The sequence below is a fragment of the Piscinibacter sp. HJYY11 genome (genome assembly GCF_016735515.1).
In the GTDB taxonomy this organism is placed as follows: domain Bacteria; phylum Pseudomonadota; class Gammaproteobacteria; order Burkholderiales; family Burkholderiaceae_C; genus Rhizobacter.
On sequence record NZ_JAERQZ010000001.1, the window covers coordinates 316,494 to 332,851 of the forward strand.

12 protein-coding genes are annotated in these 16,358 nt (G+C 69.0%); 8 read left to right on the plus strand and 4 right to left on the minus strand.

Translation table 11 applies throughout. The features are described 5' to 3' along the window. Window positions 1-83 precede the first annotated feature (83 nt). The 7 genes from tssJ to JI745_RS01515 all read left to right on the plus strand — a co-directional run bounded on the left by tssJ (window position 84) and on the right by JI745_RS01515 (window position 10,489). A complete protein-coding gene (gene tssJ, locus JI745_RS01485) occupies window positions 84-581 on the plus strand; it encodes a type VI secretion system lipoprotein TssJ (RefSeq protein ID WP_201803204.1) in 498 nt (165 codons plus the stop codon). 36 nt (window positions 582-617) lie between these two features. After that, on the plus strand, window positions 618-1,949 hold the full coding sequence (tssK, locus tag JI745_RS01490) for a type VI secretion system baseplate subunit TssK (protein ID WP_201803205.1): 1,332 nt from the start codon (window positions 618-620) through the stop codon (window positions 1,947-1,949). 41 nt (window positions 1,950-1,990) lie between these two features. Beyond that, window positions 1,991-3,307: a DotU family type VI secretion system protein gene (locus JI745_RS01495; RefSeq protein ID WP_201803207.1), complete on the plus strand. Its 1,317-nt coding sequence runs from the start codon at window positions 1,991-1,993 to the stop codon at window positions 3,305-3,307. Then, on the plus strand, window positions 3,304-6,900 hold the full coding sequence (gene tssM, locus JI745_RS01500; RefSeq protein ID WP_201803208.1) for a type VI secretion system membrane subunit TssM: 3,597 nt from the start codon (window positions 3,304-3,306) through the stop codon (window positions 6,898-6,900). Before JI745_RS01495 ends, tssM begins: the two co-directional genes overlap by 4 nt. A 7-nt stretch (window positions 6,901-6,907) precedes the next feature. Then, window positions 6,908-7,624: a type VI secretion system-associated protein TagF gene (tagF, locus tag JI745_RS01505; RefSeq protein WP_201803209.1), complete on the plus strand. Its 717-nt coding sequence runs from the start codon at window positions 6,908-6,910 to the stop codon at window positions 7,622-7,624. A gap of 38 nt (window positions 7,625-7,662) precedes the next feature. Beyond that, window positions 7,663-9,579, plus strand: a complete 1,917-nt coding sequence (locus tag JI745_RS01510) for a serine/threonine-protein kinase (RefSeq protein WP_201803210.1) — start codon at window positions 7,663-7,665, stop codon at window positions 9,577-9,579. A gap of 85 nt (window positions 9,580-9,664) precedes the next feature. Next, the gene (locus tag JI745_RS01515; protein WP_201803211.1) at window positions 9,665-10,489 is read left to right on the plus strand and encodes a hypothetical protein; all 825 of its coding nucleotides are present in this window, start codon (window positions 9,665-9,667) and stop codon (window positions 10,487-10,489) included. A 61-nt stretch (window positions 10,490-10,550) separates the two neighbouring features. On the opposite strand, the gene JI745_RS01520 is transcribed toward JI745_RS01515, so the two are convergent. Then, on the minus strand, window positions 10,551-10,997 hold the full coding sequence (locus JI745_RS01520; protein WP_201803212.1) for a hypothetical protein: 447 nt from the start codon (window positions 10,995-10,997) through the stop codon (window positions 10,551-10,553). A gap of 163 nt (window positions 10,998-11,160) precedes the next feature. Then, a complete protein-coding gene (locus JI745_RS01525; RefSeq protein ID WP_201803213.1) occupies window positions 11,161-11,853 on the minus strand; it encodes a hypothetical protein in 693 nt (230 codons plus the stop codon). 147 nt (window positions 11,854-12,000) lie between these two features. Between JI745_RS01525 and JI745_RS01530 the strand changes: the two genes are divergently transcribed. Further along, entirely contained in the window at window positions 12,001-14,229 is a 2,229-nt protein-coding gene (locus tag JI745_RS01530; RefSeq protein WP_236674869.1) for a helicase-related protein, read from the plus strand. A gap of 669 nt (window positions 14,230-14,898) precedes the next feature. On the opposite strand, the gene JI745_RS01535 is transcribed toward JI745_RS01530, so the two are convergent. Continuing rightward, a complete protein-coding gene (locus JI745_RS01535; protein WP_236674870.1) occupies window positions 14,899-15,480 on the minus strand; it encodes an OmpA family protein in 582 nt (193 codons plus the stop codon). A 71-nt stretch (window positions 15,481-15,551) separates the two neighbouring features. Further along, a complete protein-coding gene (locus tag JI745_RS01540; RefSeq protein ID WP_201803216.1) occupies window positions 15,552-16,358 on the minus strand; it encodes a PP2C family serine/threonine-protein phosphatase in 807 nt (268 codons plus the stop codon).

The window sequence follows — 16,358 nt, forward strand, 5'->3', positions numbered from 1 at the left end:
CGGGCGACCCTCGGGGGAGCCTCGTGCGCCCCTGCCTTCCCGACGAACGATCGACGAACGATCGACGAACCCGAAGCTCGCACATGACCCAGTTCCTTCTTCCCCAAGACCGTCGCCGCTGGTTGCTCACCGCCTCTGGCGCGGCTGCCGCGGTGGCGCTGCCCGGCTGCGGAATGTTCAGCAGCGGCCCGGCCACGCTGAGCACGACGGTGGTGGCCACGGCGCAGGTCAACCCCGATGCGCGCCGTCGGCCGTCGCCGGTGGTGGTGCGCGTCTTCGAGCTGAAGGCGCCCACGCTGTTCGAGCAGGCCGACTTCGTGTCGCTGTTCGAGAAGGACCAGGCCGTGCTGGCCGCCGACCTCGTGAGCCGCGAAGAGTTCGTGCTGCGTCCCGGGGAGAGCAAGCCCATCAGCAAGCCGCTCTCGCCCGACACCAAGTTCATCGGCGTGATGGCCGCCTTCCGCGAGCTCGAGCGCGCCCGCTGGCGCGCCGTGGTGCCGGTGGTGGCCAAGAAGAAGAACGTGGTCGAGATCAACCTCGACGGCATCGTCCTCCAGGCCAAGCGCACTTCTCCGAAGTAAAGCAACACCTTCTCCTCCTCAAAGAAGACACAACCCATGAGCTGGCGCGCCAAAGTCGTGTGGTCCTCGGGCATGTTCCTGCAGCCCCATCATTTCCAGCAGGAAACCCGCTACCTCGAACGGCTGGTCGATGCGCGTGCGCGCTGCCTCTCGCCCTTCGCGTGGGGCTTTGCCGACCTGGAGATCGACGAAGGGCTGCTCGCCCTGGGCAAGGTGGGGCTCACGCGCGCGAGCGGCATGCTGCCCGACGGCACCCCCTTCGCCATGCCGCAACTCGACCCGCTGCCGGCGCCGCTGGAGATCTCGCCCGATGTGAAGGGCGAGCTGATCTACCTCGCGTTGCCGCTGCAACGTGAGGGCCTCAATGAAGTGGACTTCGGCACGGGTGACGGCGAGCTCGCCCGCTTCGCCGCCGTCGAGGAAGAGGTGCGCGACAACACCGACGCCTCCGACGAGCCCACCACCATCCAGACTGGCAAGCTGCGCCTGCGCCTCGTGCGCGCGAAAGAAGCGGGCGAGGCCTACGCGCTGCTCGGCGTGGCCTTCGTGGCCGAACGGCGCAGCGACGGCCAGGTGACGCTGGAGCGCCACTACATCGCGCCGCAGGTCGCCATCGATGCGACGGCGCAGCTCTCGGCCAGTGCCTCGCTGCTGCACGGCCTGATCCTGCAGCGTGCGCAGCAACTCGCCGGCCGCATGGGGCAGCTGAGCCACGGTGTCTCGGAGATGGCCGACTTCCTGATGCTGCAGACGCTCAACCGCAACGAGCCCATCTTCAGCCAGCACGCCGCGTCGCCGGTGGCCCACCCGCGCGAGCTGCACGGCGACTGCCTGCGGCTGGCCGGCGACCTGGCCACGCTCTCCAGCAGCGCACGCCGGCCGCCCGAATTCCCGCCGTACCGGCACGACGACCTGGCCCGCACCTTCACGCCGGTCTTCGACGCGCTGCGCGGCATGCTGACGGCCGTGCTGGAACAGAAGGCGATCCAGGTCGAGCTGGTCGATCGCAAGCACGGGGTGCGTACCGCCGTCGTCAGCGACATCGAGCTGGCGCGCAACGCGACCTTCTACCTCGCGGTGAATGCACAGCTGTCGCATGAGCAGCTGCGCCAGCGCTTCCCGGCGCAGACCAAGATCGGACCGCCCGAGAAGATCCGCGACCTCGTCAACCTGCAGCTGCCCGGCATCGGCCTCGCGGCGCAGGCGGTGGCGCCGCGCGAGCTGCCGTTCCACGACGGCTTCTTCTATTTCAAGCTGGAGCGGGGCGGCGAGCTGTGGAAGCCGATCGAGCAGAACGGCAGCTTCGCAATGCACACCGCGGGTGATTTCCCCGGCCTGGAGCTGGAGCTGTGGGCCGTGCGCAAGTGATGCGGCGCCCCTGATCCCCTACACCTGAACAAGAGCCCGCGATGAGCAACTCGACACCGGACGACCCGTTCGCCGACATCGACACCGGCCGCACCTTCATCATGCCCACGCCCGGCGGCCGTGCCGCCGCAGCGCCGGCCGCTGCCATGCCGCGCATGGGGGCCGCAGGTGTCGACGTCGCGGCCGACCTCGGCGTGCCCGACAGCGGCCTGAATCCGCTGGTCGCCCTGGCCAACCCGTTGCTCGCGCTTGTGCCGCAGGTGCGCGCCACCACGCACCTGGCCGACCCGGCCGGCCTGCGCGAATCGATGGCGCAAGGCGTGCGCGAGTTCGAAGCCGCGGCGCGTGCCAAGGGCATCGCACCCGAGCGTGTGCTGGCGGCGCGCTACATCCTCTGCACCCTGCTCGACGAAGTGGCGGCCACCATGCCCTGGGGCGCCTCGGGGCAGTGGGGCCGGCACAGCCTGCTGGCGATGTTCCACAACGAGACGGGCGGCGGCGAGAAGGTCTTCCAGCTGATGGCCAAGCTGGCCGAGAACCCCTCTGCCAACCGCGACCTGCTGGAGCTCATCTACGCCGTGCTCTCACTCGGCTTCGAAGGCCGCTACCGCGTGGTCGATGGCGGCAAGGCGCAGCTCGAAGCGGTGCGCGAGCGGCTTGCGCAGATCCTGCAGAAGGAGCGGGGCGCCTACGCGCCGGCGCTCGCGCAGAACTGGGAAGGCGTGAAGCCGAGCAAGCGCAGCATGCTGACCTGGCTGCCGCTGTGGGTCACGGCTGCCGTCGTGGCGCTGCTGCTGGTGGCGATCTACAGCTTCCTGTCGTTCCGGCTGAGCGGCGAGTCCGACCCCGTGTTCGGCCGCATCCAGGAGCTGCGACTCAACCCGCCGCAGCCGCCCGTCAAGCTGCCGGCGCCCAAGCCGCGCCTCGCGCAGTTCCTGGTGGCCGACATCAAGGGCGAGCAGGTGCAGGTGCGTGACGAGGTCGACCGTTCCGTCGTCACCATCCGCGGCGATGGTCTCTTCGCACCGGCCAGCGCGTCGCTCACCTCCGAACGCGAGGCGCTGATGAAGCGCATCGCCGAAGCCTTGAAGCAGGTGCCGGGCGCGGTGGTCGTCACCGGCCACACCGACAACGTGCGCATCCGCACGGCGAGCTTCCCGTCGAACTGGCACCTCTCTGAAGAGCGGGCCAAGACCGTGCGCGAGATCCTCGTCGGCAACGGCCTGCCCGCCGACCGCGTGCGCGCCGAAGGCCGCGCCGACGGCGAGCCGGTCGCCACCAACGACACGCCCACCAACCGGGCCCTCAACCGCCGAGTGGAGATCACCTTGTTCGTGACGCGCGGAGCCGGATCATGATCAAGAAGATCTTCGGCATCATCTTCAATCCCTGGGTCCTGCTGGTGCTGGGCCTGCTGGCGCTGTCGCTCGTCATCTGGATCGTTGGCCCGCTGGTGGCGATCGGCAACTGGCGGCCGCTCGAGAGCACCACCGCGCGGCTGGTGTTCATTGGCCTGATCGTGCTGCTGATCGTGCTGCGCCAGGTGTGGAAGCTTGTCGCCTCGCGCAAGAAGAACGACAAGGTGGTCAACCAGCTGCTCGCGCCTGCGGCCGCCGCCAGCCCCGGCGATGGCGAAGTCAAGGTGCTCAACGAGCGTTTCGCCAAGGCGCTGCAGACGCTCAAGACCGCGAAGTTCGACCAGCCGCAGGGCGGGATCTCGGGCCTGTGGAGCGGGCTCTCGTCGCGCGTGGGCAAGCGTTACCTGTACGAGCTGCCGTGGTACGTGATCATCGGCGCGCCGGGGTCGGGCAAGACCACCGCGCTCGTCAACTCGGGGCTCAACTTCCCGCTGGCCGCGGCCTCCGGCGAGCACTCGGTGAAAGGCGTGGGCGGCACGCGCAATTGCGACTGGTGGTTCACCGACCAGGCCGTGCTGATCGACACGGCCGGCCGCTACACCACGCAGGACAGCCACAAGGACACCGACGCCAAGGCATGGGAAGGCTTCCTCGGCCTGCTCAAGCGCAGCCGGCCGCGCCAGCCGCTGAACGGCGTGCTCGTCACCGTCTCGGTGACCGATTTGCTGACGCAAAGCACGGCCGAGCGCGCGCAGCATGCCGCCACCGTGCGGGCCCGCCTGCAGGAGCTGCACCAGCACCTGGGCATGCGTTTCCCGATCTACCTGCTCGTCACCAAGACCGACCTGCTGTCGGGCTTCATGGAGACGCTGGGTGACGTCGACAAGGACACGCGCGCCGCGCCCTGGGGGTTTACCTTCAAGCTGGACAAGCATCAGCGCACCGACCTGTCGGCCTTCAGCACCGAGTTCGACGCGCTGGAGAAGCGGTTGACAGACGGCCTGATCGGCAAGCTCCAACTGGAGCGCGACTCCGGCCGCCGCGCCCGCATCTACGCCTTCCCGCAGCAGTTCGAAGCCTTGAAGGGTTTGCTCAAGGACTACCTGGAGCAGGTCTTCTCGCCCTCGCAGTTCGAAGCCCACCCGCTGCTGCGCGGCGTGTACTTCGTGAGCGGCACGCAGGAAGGCACGCCGATCGACCGCATGCTCGGCCGCATCGCCCGCACCTACCGGCTGGAGCGCACCGTGGTGCCGCCCAACCAGTCCAGCGGCAAGAGCTACTTCCTGCAGCGCCTGCTGAAGGAAGTGGTGTTCGCCGAGAGTGGCCTGGCCGGCACCGACCTGAAGTGGGAGCGCCGCCGCGGCTACCTCGCGCTCGGCGCCTACGTGGCCATCGGCCTGGTCAGCGCCGCCGTCCTCACCGCCTGGGGCATCAGCTACTTCGGCAACCAGCGCTACGTCGACAAGGTCGGCGCCGCCGCCGAAGACGTGAAGAAGCTGGTGCAGGCCACGCCGAACCGCAACTCGCCCGACGTGCTGGTGCTGCTGCCAGCGCTCGAGGCCACCCGCGACCTGGCACGCGCGAGCATCGGCGACTCGGTGCCGCTGTCGCTGGGCTTCGGCCTCTACCAGGGCAAGAAGCTCGACGCCGCCTCGCAGCAGGCCTACCGCCGCATGCTGATCGACGCGGTGCTGCCGCGCATCGCGCTCGGCATCGAGGAGCAGCTGAAGACCGGCAACGACAACCCCGAGCTGCAATACGAAGCCTTGAAGGCGTACATCATATTGTACGACCCCGAGCGCTTCGACCCCAAGGCGCTCAAGCTCTACGTCACCGCCGACTGGGAGCTCACGCTGCCAAGGGCGGTGACCACCGAGCAGCGCGCCGCCCTGGAGTCGCACCTCGATGCACTGCTGGCCGAAGGCGCCGTCGTCTCGCCCTTGCCCGAAGACAAGAACCTCGTGGCGCAGACGCGAGCACGGCTCGTCGCCACGCCGCTCACCGAGCGCATCTACCGCCGCATGAAGCGGCAGGGCCTGGGCGCCGAGTTCCCCGACTTCACGGTCGTGGCCAAGGCCGGGCCGGGGGCGCCGCTGGTGTTCACGCGTGGCAGCGGCCAGCCGCTGACCAAGGGCGTGTCGGGCTTCTTCACGCACGACGGCTACCACAAGGGCTTCCAGCGCGAAGTGGAGCGTGTGGCCAGCCAGCTCGCAGATGAAGAGAGCTGGGTGCTGGGCGTGAACGACAGCAAGCGCCGCGATGCGTTGAAGAACATGGACATCAAGCTCCAGCTCAACGACGAGGTGCGGCGGCTCTACCTCACCGAATACGCCAAGACCTGGGAGGAGTTCATCGCCGACATCAAGATGGTGAAGACGGCGAACCTCGCGCAGGCGGTGCAGATGGCGCGTGTGCTGTCGGCCCCCGACAACCCGCTGGTGCCGCTCTTGAAGGCCATGTCGCGCGAGACCACGCTGCGCCAGGGCAAGGACGTGGTCGGCACGGTGGAAGCCAAGGCGCGCGACGCGCTTCAGAAGTCGCGCGACGACCTGATGCGCCTCTTGGGCAACCGCGGCGGCATCCAGCCGGTGGAGCCGGGCCAGGCGATCGAGAGCATCGTCGACGACCGCTTCATCGGCCTGCGCCAGATGGTGAGTTCGCCCGACGGCAAGCTGCCGCCGCCGGTGGACGGCACCATCGCGCTCATCAACGAGGTCTTCACGCTGCTGATCGCGGCCGACACGGCGGTGAAGGGCGGCAACGTGCCGCCGCCGTCGGAGGTTCCCAACAAGGTGAAGGCCGAGGCCTCGCGCCTGCCCGAGCCGGTGCGCTCGCTGCTCAACACGTTGTCGGTGAGCGGCACCTCGGCGGCGCTCGAGATCACGCGCAGCAACCTCGGCCAGGCGATCAACACCGAGATCGGCGAGTTCTGCCGGCAGGCGGTCGCCGGGCGCTACCCGTTCGCGCGCAGCAGCCAGCGTGATGCCACGCCCGAAGACTTCGCGCGTCTCTTCGCGCCGGGCGGGCTCTTCGACACCTTCTTCCAGAAGAACCTCGTCAACTTCGTCGACACCTCGGTCAAGCCGTGGAAGTTCAAGAGCGTCGATGGCGCGAGCATGGGCACCGACAACTCCACGCTGCTGCAGTTCCAGCACGCGGCGATGATCCGCGAGACCTTCTTCCGTGGCGGCGGCAACCAGATCAGCGTGCGGCTGGATTTCAAGCCGGTGGAGATGGACGCGACCATCACCCAGTTCATCCTCGACGTCGACGGCCAGCTCGTGAAGTACTCGCACGGCCCGCAGATCCCGGCGACCGTGCAGTGGCCCGGCCCGCGCGGCAGCTCGCAGGTGCGGGTGCAGATCACGCCGGTGACGGCCAGCGGTGCGTCGGGCCTGGTGACCGATGGGCCCTGGGCGCTGTTCAAGATCTTCGACAAGCAGCAGATCGAACCGGCCGGCGGCCCCGAGCGCTGGAAGGCAACCTTCAACGTCGACGGCCGCAAGGCGCAGTTCCTCGTCACCACCAGCAGCGTGCGCAATCCCTTCCGGCTGCCGGAACTGGAGCAGTTCTCCTGCCCGGGGCGGCTGTGAGGCCGGCGTGAACGAGTCAACGCTGCTCGACCTCCTCGCCGGCACCGGCGTCGAGGCCCCCGGCTGGTACGGCAAGCTGGCGATGCTGGGCGATTTCGCCAGCCGCCGGTTGCCGCAAGGCTTCGTCGACCTGTGCGACCAGTGGCTGGCGCGCGGCATCGAAGCCAGCCAGGCCCAGCTCGGCAGCAACTGGCTCAACGTCTACCTCACCGGCCCGATCTGGCGTTTTGCCTGGGCGCCGGGCGTGGCCGACGACCAGTGGTGGCTGGGCGTGATGATGCCGAGCGTCGACAAGGTCGGCCGCTACTTCCCGCTCGTCATCGCCCGCAACCTGCCGGCGCTGCCCGGCACGGCCGAGGGGCTCGACGCCCTGCAGGCCTGGTACGGGCACCTCGGCGCGGTGGCTCTGAGCAGCCTGCGACCGGGCGCCACGTTGGAAGAATTCGAATCCACCCTCGCACGCGCCCCGGGCTTCGGTGAAAACGCGCACGTGGCGCCGGCCGCCGCGCAACCCCTGCCGGGCAGGGTGAGGCACACTCTGCCCGGCGCCGCGTCCTTGTCGACCTGGGCCCAGGGGCTGCTGGTGGCCGATGCCTTGCAACGCTACGCCGGCCACAGCCTCTGGTGGCCCGACCATGCCGCGTCGCCCGACAACAGCCTGAGCGTGGCGCAGGGTCTGCCCGCCGCTCAACATTTCTCGGAGTTGCTGGAGGGTCGTTGGTGAGTTCTCCCGTTCCGCCGGACAAGACGGAAACACTGAACATGGGCAACCGGACGTCGGCCACGACGTCGGCGGGTGCCGGCGGCATCGAGATCGACAGCAACGGCAACACGCTGCCGCTCGGCCATCGGCTGCAGGAGTACGTGATCGAGGGCCTGATCGGCGAAGGCGGCTTCGGCATCGTCTACCTGGCGCGAGACACCCAGCTCGGCCGTGTGGTCGCGCTCAAGGAGTACATGCCGTCGTCGCTGGCCACCCGCGGCACCGACCACCAGGTGTCGGTGCGCTCGATGCGCCATCGCGAGACCTTCGAGCTCGGCCTGCGCAGTTTCGTGAACGAGGCGCAGCTGCTGGCCTCGTTCGACCACCCGTCGCTCGTGAAGGTGTATCGCTTCTGGGAACAGAACGGCACCGCCTACATGGTGATGCCGTACTACCAGGGCCCGACCTTCAAGCAGTGGCTCACCGAGAACGGCGCCCGGCCCGACGAGGCCTGGCTGCTGGCGCTGCTGCACCCGCTGATCGATGCGCTGGAGGCGATGCACCACGAGCGCTGCTACCACCGCGACATCGCGCCCGACAACATCCTGCTGCTGCAGCAAGGGGCCACGCAGATCGGCCGCCCGCATGCGCTGCGCCCGGTGCTGCTCGACTTCGGCGCCGCCCGCCGGGTGATCAGCGATGCGACGCAGGCGCTGACGGTGATCCTGAAATCGGGCTACGCGCCGATCGAGCAATACGCCGAGTCGACCTCGATGAAGCAGGGCGCGTGGACCGATGTCTACGCTCTGTCGGCCGTGCTCTACGCCGCGATCACCGGACGGGCGCCGCTGCCCTCGGTGAGCCGCATGGTGACGGACGACATGGTGCCGGCGGCGCAGGTGGGTGCCGGGCACTACACGCAGGAGTTCCTGGCCGCCATCGACCGAGGCCTGGCCGTGCGGCCCGAGCACCGGCCGCAGGACATGGCGGCGTTGCGACAGCTCTTCAGCTTCGGCGCGGGCACGCCCTCGGTGGCCGCGCCGGTGCCCTCGGCCCCGGTGCCCCTGGTCGCGGCCGACGATGGCGCCACCGTGCTCATGGCGCCGACGGTGATGCCGCCGCCGGTCGCACCCCCGCCGCCACCCAGCCCGCCGGTGCCGCCACCGGTGGCCGCCACGCCCCGGCCCGCGGCACCCGTGCCCCCGATCAAGCTGCTCAACCCCGACCCGGTGCCACCTGCCTCGCGCGCCGGCCTATGGGTGGCCGGCGGTCTTGCACTGAGCGCGCTCGCCGCCGCGGCATGGTGGTTCGGCCTGCGCGACCACACGCCAGTGGCCCCACCCGCCGCCGACCCGGGTCTGGCCGGCAGCGTCGCCGCATCTCAGCCGGCCGCTCGTGGCGACCCCCCGGCGCCGCCGGCATCGGCCGTCGTCACGCCGCCTCCGGCCGCCACGCCGTTCAGCATCGTCACCGCCTTGCAGGACATCGTGCGCCAGGCCGACCCGCTGCTGGGGGTGAACGCACTGGCCGACAAGTCGGCGATCCAGATCGGCAAGGACCGGCTGCAGTTCCGCCTGAAGTCGTCGCAGTCGGGCTATGTCTACGTCTTCCTCGCCGGTACCGACAAGGGCCACATGTACCTGCTGTTCCCCAACGGCATCGACAAGGACAACCGCATCGAAGCCAACAAGGAGCTCACGCTCCCTCGCAAGGGCTGGCAGATCACCGCCGGCGGCCCCCCGGGCACCAACCACATCGTGACGATGGTGTCGCGCCTGCCGCGCGACTTTTCGCAGGCGGGGCTCAGCTCGTCGACAGACGACATCCGCGAGTTTGACCTCGTGCGCGCCGAGCAACTGTGGGCAGCGCGCAGCGGCGGCGACAGCCCCTTCGCCGGCCAACCCGTCTGCCCGGCGCAGGGCGCCTGCGATCCCACCTATGGCGCGAGCCTGCTGACGATCGACGAGGTGCGCTGAGGGCGCTCCAACCCTCCTGGGACCATGGATTGCTGAGGTTGTGGGGGCGTGCATCGCGCACGCCGTCACTACCACAGGACGATCCATGACTGGCAAGACTGACGGCAAACCGGTAAATCGTGCAAGGCGGGCAGGCCCGCCCGACGTGGAAGAACCCTGGCTCGGCTCGTACTGGTCGCTGGCGGTGTTCATCGCGGCGGAGCTGGCGATCGGCTCGATCGCGGTCCGCCTCGCGACGCCGGCACCACCCCCGGCGGTGACCGCGTCGGCGGCGTCGGTCCCGTTCCCCGTGCAACCGGTGGCCGGGTCGCGTGTGCCGGCCACGCCGCTCGAGCAGGTCGTGCAATGGGCCGTCGCAGGCGATGCCGGGGGGCGCCCCTTCGTGGTCGTCGACAAACCGGGTGCCCATGTGATGGCCTTCGATGCGCGAGGCCAGCTGATGCAAAGCGTGCCGGCGCTGCTCGGCTCGGCGATCGGCGACGACACCGTACCCGGTGTCGGCGACAAGCCGCTGTCGCAGATCCTCCCCGAGGAGCGCATCACGCCGGCCGGGCGCTTCGTCGCCCAGATGGGTGAGAACCTGACCGGCGAAGACGTGGTGTGGGTCGACTACGACGCTGCCGTGTCGATGCACCGCATCCGCAAGGTGAAGGAGAGCGAGCGTCGCTTCGAGCGCCTCGCATCGGACACCGTTGCCGACAACCGCATTTCCAACGGCTGCATCAACCTGCCGGTGGCCTTTTACGAGCAGGTGCTGCGGCCTCTGGTCGAGGCCGGGCCGACGGTGGTGTATGTGCTGCCCGAGCAGCGCTCCTTGCACGAGGTGTTTGCCCGCCATGCGGGGCAGGCGTCGCAGCCCCAGGCACCGCAGGCCGAGGCACCGCAGGCGCCGCGCCAGCCGGTGCTCTGATCAGCCTGCCCAAGAAAAACGGGCCCTGAGGCCCGTTGTTCTGCGTCAAGTCTCACCGCGATCAGCCACGGTCAGCACGTGCCGGCAGTTCGCTGCTGCTGCTGTCGGCCGGCAGTGCGCTCGATCTGCCGCTGTCGGTGGTCGACGACGAGGTGCTGCCGCTGTCCGTGGTGGACGACGAGGTGCTGCTGTCCATCGTGGACGACGATGACGACGGGGTGGTCGCATCAGGCGTGTTGCGCGAGCCCACGCTGCCGGAGCCTTCCTGGCGCTCTTCCAGCGTCGGGGTGGCGGCGGCGCCGTTCTGGGTGGCCGAGGTGCTGCCTTCGCTGGTCGGCAGGGCCGTGTTGTCTTCGCGGTTGTGGGCATCGGACGTTGCATAGGGAGCCGAAGCCGTGTTGGGCGAGTTGCTGTTGGGCACCTGCGATGTCTGGGCGATGGTCACGCCCGCGGCGCTGACCATGGCGACAACGGCGGCGATGCTCAGGGTCTTGGATACGTCTTTCATGTGTCTAACTCCTTTTCCGTCAATGAATCCGGCCTCCGGAGGGCCGCGGCGAGACGATGGCCTCGGTACCGCAGATCGGGCAACGCCCGTTCCGAAGCGGGGTGGTTCGTGGACGAAAAACGTGTCGGACGATCCTTACCTGTCGCCAACTGGCGACATCGGCTCACTTCACGAGCATCACGCGCATGCCGAGCGCGGCGCCTGCGGGCCGGTCCAGCACCTGCACCTTGGCCTCGCGCGGGCGGAAGCCGTCGGGCAAGGGCTGGCTGCCACGCACGACCTCGTGCGTGGTGAAGGAGATGGGCACCGGCTTGAGCGCCACGGTCGTCTCGGGGCTCTTGGCCGAGCTGCCGATCAGCTGGAGCTGCAATACACCGGTGGTCGGGCGCGTGCCGGCGCGTTCGCGTGCAAGCACCACGTCGTAGACCAAGGCGCCGCCCCGCACGGTGAAGCGCCCGGCGCGCACTTCGACCGTGCCGCCGCGCGGGTCGGGTGGCAGGGCGGCGACCGTGGTCGCGAGGTCTTCGCTCAGGCGCTCGATGCGCGCCCGGCTGCCGGCGAATTCTTCCTGCAGCGACTTGTGCTGCGCCGTGGTCGAGGCGAGCTTCTGCTCGGTGTCGGCCAGCGCCTGCTGCAGGCGCTTGCGCTCGGCTTCAGTGCTGTCGTAGGCGTTGCGCAGCTTGGCCGATTCGCCAGCCGACAGGCGCGGCGGCAGGTAGCGCTCTTGCACGACCACCACGCCGGCGGCGCCGACCACCACGCCGCTCAGCAGCAGCACCAGCCAGCGGGGAGGGCGGCCACGTTTTCGCCGGTGGCCATAGGGCTCCAGCACCACGGGTTTCGATCGACCGAACATGCGAGAAAACGTCTTGGTTTCGAGGGGGAATGAAGGGTACAACCATCGTCCACGCGCGGCGAAGGCGGCTTTGAAACACGATGTGCAAGAGGGGCGGGTGAGGCGAGGGTGCCTGGCGCCGGTACGATGTCGCCCCTTGCCTGCGCCATGACCGACACCGATCTCAACCTGCCCAACCCTCGCCATGCGCGACGGGTGCCCGCCCACATCGACAAGCCGGCCTTCGAGCGCATCCGCCAGGCCGCCTACCTGCTGCCGCAGGTCGTCAAGCCGAGTGACTACGAAGGCGAACGCAGCGCAGACGTGGAGGCCCATCTCGACGACATGGGGCTGATCCTGCTGCAGAAGGCGGTGTCGGGCGCGCGCCCGAGCCGGTGGATCGCACCCGACCTGATGGACGTGGCCTTGCGCCACCTCGATGCCGTGGGCACCGGCGCCGGCGTGCGGCAGCTGATGCTCGACCGCACGGCGGTGCTCGATGCGCTGGGCATCTCGCGCGAAGGCGCGAGGTGGACACGTGTCGTGAGCCACGTGCTGCAGCTCGATGAGCCCGGCTGGCAGGTGCCGGTGCTGCACCCCGTGCCGGTGGATCCCGAGGCCGTCTGGGCTTTCTACCGCAGCGGCGACCAGGACGCTCTGCGCGAAGCCCTCGGCCCCGCGCCCGACTATCCGCATGCCCGCGCGCTGAAGACGCACCTCGATGCGCTGGTGGCGCGAAGCCGTGCCCACAGCCCGGCGCACCTCGACTCGCTGCTGCCGCGGCTGCAGTCGGAATGCGCGCTGGTCCATGCGACGAGCAACCCCGAGGTGCTGAGCGATGCCTGCAGCCGGGTGCAGGAGCGTTGGGCGCACCGCGCGAGCGAGCTCGAGACGCTGGAAGGCCTCAACCATGAGCTCGCCTTCCAGGGCTACCCCGACACCTTCGAGCTCGCGCGCCAGCTGCAGCGCAGCGTCACGCTGTATGTCGGCCCGCCCAACAGCGGCAAGACCCATGCGGCCTTCGAGCAGCTCGCGCAGGCGCACAACGGCGTGTACCTCGCGCCGCTGCGGCTGCTCGCGCTCGAAGGGCGTGATCGCCTGGTGGCGCGGGGCGTGCCGTGCTCGCTGCTCACCGGCGAGGAGAACGTGCCGGCCGACCATGCGCAGGTGGTGTCGAGCACCATCGAGATGATGGCCACGCGCATCCCCGTCGACGTGGCGGTGATCGACGAAGCGCAGATGATCTTCGACCCCTACCGCGGCTGGGCGTGGACGCAGGCGATCGTCGGCGTGCCGGCCAACGAGGTGATCATCATCTGCTCGGCGTTTGCGGTGCCGGTGCTCGAGAACCTGCTCGGCCTGTGCGGCGAGCGCTGCAGCGTGCGCCGCTTCGAGCGCAAGCAGCACGTGGAGCTGCTGCCGCACCCGGTGCCCGTGTCGGCGCTCAAGCATGGCGACGCGGTGGTGGCGTTCAGCCGGCGCGAGGTGCTCTCCTTGCGCGACCAGATCTCGGCCAGCGGCCACCCGGTGTCGGTGGTGTATGGCGCGCTGCCGCCCGAAGTGCGCAAGCGCGAAGCCGAGCGTTTTGCGACGGGCGAGTCGCACATCCTCGTGGCGACCGATGCGATCGGCATGGGACTCAACCTGCCGATCCGGCGTGTGCTGTTCAGCACGCTCACCAAGTTCGACGGCGTGGCCGACCGCACGCTCGATGAATCGGAAGTGCACCAGATCGCAGGGCGCGCCGGGCGCTTCGGCATCCATGAAGAAGGCTTCGTGGGCGTGCTGCGCGAGGCCGAGCCGAATGCGCTCAAGGTGCTGAAGGATTTGCTCGGCCGATCGCCGCGTGCGCCACGTCACTTCAAGGCGCCGGTGGCGCCCAACGGGTGGCATGTGGACACCATCGCCTCACGCCTGCGCAAGACACGCTTGCGGGAAGTGCTCGACGTGTTCATGGAGCAGTTGAAGCTCGACGATGCGCACTTCGCCGTGGCCGAGCTGGAGCAGATGTTGGAGCTCGCGGCGGAGCTGGACCGGGTGGCGTCGCGGCTGTCACTGAAGCAGCGGTTCGTGTATGCGCAGGCGCCGGTGGACACGCGCGCCGAGGGGCAGGTGCTGGAGTTCCTGGAGTGGGCGGGGGCGCATGCGCTCGTCGGCAAGGCGGGGCGGCCTTGGTTCCTCGATGCGGTGGATGGGCACAGCCGCTTGGATCGGATGGAGCAGGCGTTGAGGTCTTGCACCTTGTGGCTGTGGTTGGATTTGCGGTTTCCTGGGGTCTACGGGCACGTGGAGGAGGTGCATCTCTTGCGCGAGTCGCTCAATGCGGGGATCGAGCGGCAGTTGCAGGGGCAGAGGCCACTGGCGCAGATGCGGCGCGGCGGCTTGCGGAGGCGCTGATTACTGCGTGAGGCTGTTTGCCGGGATTTCGCCCCGGCGGGCGACCTTCTTTTCTTTGCTTGCCCAAAGAAAAGAAGGCAAAAGAAAGGGCACCCCGTTCGCTCGGTCGCCCTAGGGGCGACTGCTCTGCGCTGCTCGGACTTGAGGGCTCGCGCAGAACTCGCTACGCGGCCTGCGGCCGCTGCGCTCAGACAGCTGCGCGAAGTCAGATCACGAAGCGCGCTGCGCGCGCAGCCCTCAAGCCCTGCGCTGCTCGACGGCTCTCAAAGGCCCCGGGATACCGCCGCCCGCTTCGCGTGCATCACACTCTCGACTCGCTTCGCCTCGTGCTGGAGGGTAGGGCGCGCCGCGCGCGCACCTATCCTGGTTGCGATGCGAAGCGAGCTGTGTCGCTCCCGTGGGTGGCGTCGAGGAGCGCAGGGCTTGAGGGGCGCGCGCGTGAGCGCGCTTCGTGAACATTCTTCGCGCCTCTTGTCTGAACGTAGCGAGCGCAGTTCGCGAAGTGAGTTAGGCGCGGCCCCTCAAGACCGAGCACCGCAGAGCAGTCCGGCCTCCGGCCGGACCGCCACCGTCGGGTCGCCTTTCTTTGCCTACTTTCTTTGGCGAAGCAAAGAAAGTAGGTCGCCCGCCGGGGCGAGACCCGGCAGCAGCCTCACGCAGCGAAAAGAATCAAGGCTGATTCGTCACGATCGTCACCCGCCGATTCTCCGGCGCCGCGATGACCTTCTTGTTGAGCAGATCCGTGTCACCCTTTCCCTCGGCCTTCAGGCGATCCGCCGAGATCGAGTGCTGCGCGACCAGGTACTCGCGCACGCTCTCGGCCCGCTGTTGTGACAGCACGAGGTTGGCATCCGAGTTCCCACGCGGATCTGCGTGGCCTTCCACGTTGAAGGTGTAGTCGGCCAGGCGGTCGTTCTTGAGCGCGGCAGCCACCACGTCGAGCTGCTGCTTGGCGTTGGCGGTCAGCTCGGAGGAGTTGGTCTCGAAAGTGATGAGCAGCGAAGCGCTCGCCTTCTTCTTCGGGGCGGCCAGCACGCCGCCGGTGTTGTCGCGGCTGACCTTCAGGCTGCGGGTCAGGACCGGGGCGGGCTCGGGGGTGAGCGCGTCCAGCAGGTTGGCTTCGGTCACCTTGTTGCCCTTGAGCAGCGTCGTGCCCTCCTGCGCCCAGGGTGCGGCGCACAGGGTGGCGGCGAGCAAGGCGGCGACGAGTTTCGAAGCGGGGCGGCTGACGGGGTGGTGAAGGGTGCGCATGGCAATCTCCTGCGGGTCTCTTGACGGTGTGAATATTGAACGATGCGGGGCCTGGATGAAAGCGACCAAGGTCACCCGGCGCCGGGGATGGGGCCGGGCACGGTGTCGCTCCACAGGCCGTTCAGCCGCGTGGTCTCGGCCGGGTCGCCCAGCCACACGGCGATGGCGCTGTAGTTGTCCTGCCGGGGCGTGGCGTGGCCGGCGATGTGCTCGGCCATGCGCTGCAGCCAGTCGGCCGGCGACGCGGCCACGGCGAAATGGTCCTCGATGTCGCGTGTGCTGAAGTGCTCCCACCAGCCGTCGCTGCACAGCAGGAAGGCGTCTCCGTCCTGCACCGGCGCGGCCTGCTCGGTCGTGTTGGGGTCGACGCCGCCTTCGGTGCCCATGGCGGCCAGCAGCTGGTTTTTCTTGGGGTGGTTCAGCGCCTCTTCCGGCGTGAGGTAGCCGGCCACCACCATCTGCTGCACGACGCTGTCGTCCTGCGTCACGTGCAGCACGCGCCCATGGCGCAGCAGGTACAGGCGCGAGTCACCGACGTGCGTCCAGAGGGCTTCTTCGCGCCGGGTGTCGATCCACAGGGCGACGAGCGTGGCGTGCATGCGGTCGCGCTGCTGCTTGTCCTGCATCTGCACCACCGCGTCATGTGCCTGCAGCACGAGTTGGGTCAGCTCGCGCGGCGAGGCCTGCACGGCGTTTTGCAGGGCGTGGGCGGTGAGGCGCACCACCAGGTCTGAGGCGATGGCGCCACCCTGGTGGCCGCCGGCACCGTCGGACAGCACGGCATAGCCGAACGGCCCGTTGCGCCCGTGGCGCAGGTCGTCTTCGTTGTGGTTGCGCCCACCCACCTCGCTGCGGGTGGCGATCTCGATCTCGAGCAT

Excerpts from the sequence above, each read along its gene's own strand:
- tssM (WP_201803208.1), top strand. The coding sequence starts at position 3,304 with ATGATCAAGAAGATCTTCGGCATCATCTTCAATCCCTGGGTCCTGCTG.
- JI745_RS01510 (WP_201803210.1), top strand. The coding sequence starts at position 7,663 with ATGGGCAACCGGACGTCGGCCACGACGTCGGCGGGTGCCGGCGGCATC.
- JI745_RS01520 (WP_201803212.1), bottom strand. The coding sequence starts at position 10,997 with ATGAAAGACGTATCCAAGACCCTGAGCATCGCCGCCGTTGTCGCCATG.
- JI745_RS01495 (WP_201803207.1), top strand. The coding sequence starts at position 1,991 with ATGAGCAACTCGACACCGGACGACCCGTTCGCCGACATCGACACCGGC.
- tssJ (WP_201803204.1), top strand. The coding sequence starts at position 84 with ATGACCCAGTTCCTTCTTCCCCAAGACCGTCGCCGCTGGTTGCTCACC.
- JI745_RS01515 (WP_201803211.1), top strand. The coding sequence starts at position 9,665 with ATGACTGGCAAGACTGACGGCAAACCGGTAAATCGTGCAAGGCGGGCA.
- JI745_RS01540 (WP_201803216.1), bottom strand. The coding sequence starts at position 16,358 with ATGCTCGAGATCGAGATCGCCACCCGCAGCGAGGTGGGTGGGCGCAAC.
- tssK (WP_201803205.1), top strand. The coding sequence starts at position 618 with ATGAGCTGGCGCGCCAAAGTCGTGTGGTCCTCGGGCATGTTCCTGCAG.
- JI745_RS01530 (WP_236674869.1), top strand. The coding sequence starts at position 12,001 with ATGACCGACACCGATCTCAACCTGCCCAACCCTCGCCATGCGCGACGG.
- JI745_RS01535 (WP_236674870.1), bottom strand. The coding sequence starts at position 15,480 with ATGCGCACCCTTCACCACCCCGTCAGCCGCCCCGCTTCGAAACTCGTC.
- JI745_RS01525 (WP_201803213.1), bottom strand. The coding sequence starts at position 11,853 with ATGTTCGGTCGATCGAAACCCGTGGTGCTGGAGCCCTATGGCCACCGG.